Raw genomic sequence first — 4128 nt, forward strand, 5'->3', positions numbered from 1 at the left:
ACCAGCAGCCGGCGAGTGTCCTGATTCCATCACAGCAGGCAATCGTACCCGAATCGGGCCCAGCCCGCTCAGGGCAGCCTCAGCTTCATCAGACCAATGCCCCACCGCTCCCCGGCGCGGCGATCGCGTGGGATCACGGGTGGATCTGAGCCGGGGGCGGTCGTGGAACAATTGACCCATGAGCGCAACCCTCGTGGCCTCGGGCCTCGCCGGCGGGCACGGACACCGCACCCTCTTTGATTCCCTCGATCTCACGGTCGCCCCCGGCGACGTCGTCGGCGTGATCGGGGTGAACGGGGCCGGGAAGTCCACCCTGCTCCGGATCCTCGCCGGAATCGATGCGCCGCAGTCCGGGTCAGTCGCGGTGAGCCCGGGCACCGCGAGCGTGGGTTTCCTCGCACAGGAGCCCGAGCGGATCGCCGGGGAGACCATCGCGGGCTTCCTCGCCCGGCGGACCGGGTGCCGGGCCGCGAGCGAGCGGATGGAGGCCGGGGCCGCGGCCTTCGCCGATCCGTCGCTCGCCCCCGCCGGGATCGACCCCGCGGACGAGTACGCCGCGGCCCTCGACGCCTGGCTCGCGCTCGGCGCCGCGGACCTGGAAGACCGCATCCCCGCCGTGCTCGCGGACCTCGGGCTCACCCTCGACCCGGGCGCCCCGATGACGAGCCTCTCGGGCGGGCAGGCGGCCCGGGTGGGCCTCGCCGCGCTGCTCCTGTCCCGCTTCGACATCGTGCTCCTCGACGAGCCGACAAATGACCTCGACCTCGACGGCCTGGACCGGCTGGAGGCCTTCGTCCGCGAGCACCGCGGCGGCACCGTCCTCGTCAGCCACGACCGGGAGTTCCTCGCCCGCACCGTCACGAGCGTGCTGGAGCTGGATCTCGCTCAGGGGCGCAACCGCGTCTTCGGCGGCGGCTACGACGCGTACCTGGAGGAGCGCGAGATCGCCCGCCGGCACCGCCGCGAGGAGTACGAGGAGTTCGCCTCGAAGAAGGCCGATCTCGTGTCCCGGGCCCGGGTGCAGCGGGAGTGGTCCAGCCAGGGCGTGCGAAACGCGATGAAGAAGGCCCCGGACAACGACAAGATCAAGCGGAAGGCCGCGGCGGAGTCGAGCGAGAAGCAGGCGCAGAAGGTGCGCCAGATGGAAAGCCGCATCGCCCGGCTGGATGAGGTCGAGGAGCCGCGCAAGGAGTGGCAGCTCGAGTTCACCATCGGCTCGGCCCCGCGCTCCAGCGCGGTGGTGGCGACCCTCTCCGAGGCCGTCGTCCGCCAGGGCGAGTTCGTGCTCGGCCCGGTGAGCCTGCAGGTCTCCGGCGGGGAGCGGATCGGGATCACGGGGCCAAACGGCGCCGGAAAGTCCACCCTGCTCCGGCTGCTGCTCGGCCGTGTCGAGCCCGACTCGGGGCGCGCCAGCCTGGGCGCGAGCGTCGCGATCGGTGAAATCGATCAGGCCCGCGCGCAGTTCGAGGGCGACGCCCCCCTCGCGCAGGCCTTCGAGGCGCTGGTCCCCGAATACGCCGCCGCGGAGGTGCGCACCCTGCTCGCGAAGTTCGGGCTGCGCGCCGACCACGTGGACCGCCCCGTCGGGGAGCTCTCCCCCGGGGAGCGCACCCGCGCCGGGCTCGCCCTGCTCCAGGCCCGGGGCGTGAACCTGCTCGTCCTGGACGAGCCGACGAACCACCTGGACCTCGCGGCGATCGAGCAGCTGGAGCAGGCGCTCGAGCAGTACCCGGGCACCCTGCTCCTCGTGACGCACGACCGGCGGATGCTGGAGGCGGTGCGCGTCGACCGGCGCTGGCACGTGGAGGCCGGCCGCGTCACGGATCTGCCCGGCTGAGCGGGCCCGGCGGGGGCTCTCCCGTGGCCCGCGAGCACTAGGCTGGGGAGGCGGCGCCCCTCCTCAGCGAAGAGCCGCCGCACCACCCGTTTTCGATCCGCGGCCTCGCCCGGCTCTCCCGTGTTGAAAGACCCTGCCATGACCCGAGTCAGCTCTGTCCCGCCGCAGCGCTCCGACGTGCTCCGCGCCGTCGTCCTGGTGCTCATCGGTGCCACCGGCATCCAGATCTCCGCGGCGCTGTCCGCGACCCTGTTCGCCTCGCTCGGCATCTTCACCGTCAGCTCGCTGCGGATGCTGCTCGGCGCGATCATCCTGCTGATTCTCGTGCGCCCGCGGCTGCGCCGAAGCCGCTCGGAGTGGCTCGGCATCGTCATCTACGGCACCACGATGGCCGCGATGAACGTCAGCATCTACGCCGCTATCGAGCGCATCCCCCTCGGCGTCGCCGTGACGATCGAGTTCCTCGGGCCCTGCGCGGTCGCCCTCGCCGCGTCCCGTCGGGTCCGCGAGGCCCTCATCGCGCTCATGGCGCTGCTCGGCGTCGCCGTGCTCTCGCTGGGCTCCGGCGGCGATATCGACCCGCTGGGCATCGTGTTCGCGCTGCTCGCCGCGGTCTGCTTCGGCGGGTACACGGTGTTCGCCGCCCGCGTCGGCAAGGCTGCCTCCGGGCTGGACGGGGTGGCCCTCTCGGTCACCGTCTCTGCGGCGCTCACCTTCCCGATGGGCGTCGGCGGCTATCACCTCGTGCAGCCGTCGCAGTGGGGCCTGCTGCTGATCGTCGCGGTGATCGGGGTGGCGATCCCGTTCTCCGCCGACACGATGGCCGCCCGTTACACCTCGGCGCGGGTGGTCGGCACGCTCTTCGCGATCGACCCCGCGATGGCCGCGCTCGCGGGCTTCCTCGTGCTCGGGCAGACCATGACCGTGACGGGGATCATCGGCCTCGCCCTGGTCTCGATCTCGGGGGCAATGCTGGTCGGCGGCGCCCCGCGCCGTTCCGCCGCGGAGGAATAGCGCGGAGCTCTCGCTGACCGCTCAGGCCGGATTCCTGCGCCGCTGCCCCTCGGCGACCCAGCGGGCCTCCTCCGCGATGGCGAGCGGCCCGGGGAACCCCTCATCCCCGGTGAGCGCCCGGGCCCGGGCGGTGTCGAGCAACACGGGATGCACTGTCCGCCAGGGGTGATCGCCGCGCTCCGGGGTTGCCGGGTCGCGGATGGGCCGGAGCGTCCCGGCCCAGCCGGCCTCGGCGGCGATCGTCTCAAAGATCGCCCGCGCGGTGACGGGCTCGGGATCGGCCACGTTGAGGACGCGCTGGGCCGGGTTCCGGGCCACGGCCTCGATCACGCGGGCGACGTTCCCCGCGCCGGTCAGGTGCTCGAGCGATCCGGGGTCCGCGACCTCGAGGTCCCCGGTGCCCGCGAGCATGCGGCGCACCGTCGACCCGGTTCGGGCGTTGCGGGCCCAGCGGCCGTGCACCTTCGCGGGTCGCAGCACCGTGATGGGCCGCCCGCTGCCCAGCGCCGCTGCCTCCGCAGCGGCCTTGCCCGGGCCGTAGCCCGTCCGGGTGAAGGGGTCTGCCTCATCCGGTGCCGGGTCGAGGGTCGGGGTGTCCTCGCCGAGTGGCGCGGGGAAGCGCGGTGGCTCCGAGCCGTTCAGGTGCCGACCCGCCGCGTCGCGATACACGGCCCGGCTCGACACCAGCACGGCGGAATCCACGTCAGCGAGCAGCGGCAACACCGCAGCGACATCGGCCCCGCGGAAGGCCAGCAAATCGACCAACAGCTCCGTGCCGGAGCCCAGCAGCGCGGCCACGGCCGCACGGTCGCTGCGGTCCAGGCGGTGAAAGCGGGCGCCCGCTGCGGCCAGCTCGGCGGGCATCCGCCCGGGCTCCCGTCCGGTGACGTCGACGGACCAGCCCGCCGACAAGAGGCGGAGCGCGGTTGCCCCGCCGATGGCCCCGGTGCCGCCGAGGATCACGGCCCGGGGACGCGGCTCACCGCTTCGGGTCATGACATTTCCTCTCGCATGGGCCTGCTTGTCCGTACCGCGGGGCCCCTGCCTCACTCGGGGCACCGGGAAGCGGTACGGCAGCACAGCCTAGCGCGGGCGCGATCAGGCCGCGAGGGGCTCCGGGAAGACCTCGCCGAGGACCTCGCCGACGAAGCGGCGGGCGCGGGCATCCAGCGCGGCGCGACGGCGGGCGATGATCTCGGCGGGCGGCGGGTCCAGCGGCCCGGAAACGGGTGTCTGCCAGACGAGGTCCACGCAGTTCAGCTCCGCGCAGAAGTACC

4 protein-coding genes are annotated in these 4128 nt (G+C 73.4%); 2 read left to right on the forward strand and 2 right to left on the reverse strand.

The features are described from left to right. The first annotated feature begins 178 nt into the window (after positions 1-178). Positions 179-1837 (forward strand): ribosomal protection-like ABC-F family protein, encoded by a 1659-nt coding sequence (abc-f, locus tag OOT08_RS00900; protein ID WP_325090708.1) that lies wholly within the window; start codon positions 179-181, stop codon positions 1835-1837. Positions 1838-1975: 138 nt separating this feature from the next. Further along, positions 1976-2851 (forward strand): EamA family transporter, encoded by an 876-nt coding sequence (locus OOT08_RS00905; RefSeq protein WP_325090709.1) that lies wholly within the window; start codon positions 1976-1978, stop codon positions 2849-2851. A gap of 21 nt (positions 2852-2872) precedes the next feature. Here the strand turns inward: OOT08_RS00905 and OOT08_RS00910 are convergent, their stop codons facing one another. Together OOT08_RS00910 and OOT08_RS19000 are read right to left on the reverse strand one after the other, a co-directional pair. Next, the gene (locus OOT08_RS00910; RefSeq protein ID WP_325090710.1) at positions 2873-3847 is read right to left on the reverse strand and encodes an NAD-dependent epimerase/dehydratase family protein; all 975 of its coding nucleotides are present in this window, start codon (positions 3845-3847) and stop codon (positions 2873-2875) included. A gap of 102 nt (positions 3848-3949) precedes the next feature. Continuing rightward, positions 3950-4128 (reverse strand): hypothetical protein (locus OOT08_RS19000; protein WP_442916166.1); only part of this gene is annotated, 179 nt, incomplete at its 5' end.

The sequence above is a fragment of the Leucobacter sp. M11 genome (assembly GCF_035726885.1).
Lineage (GTDB): Bacteria > Actinomycetota > Actinomycetes > Actinomycetales > Microbacteriaceae > JAPFRB01.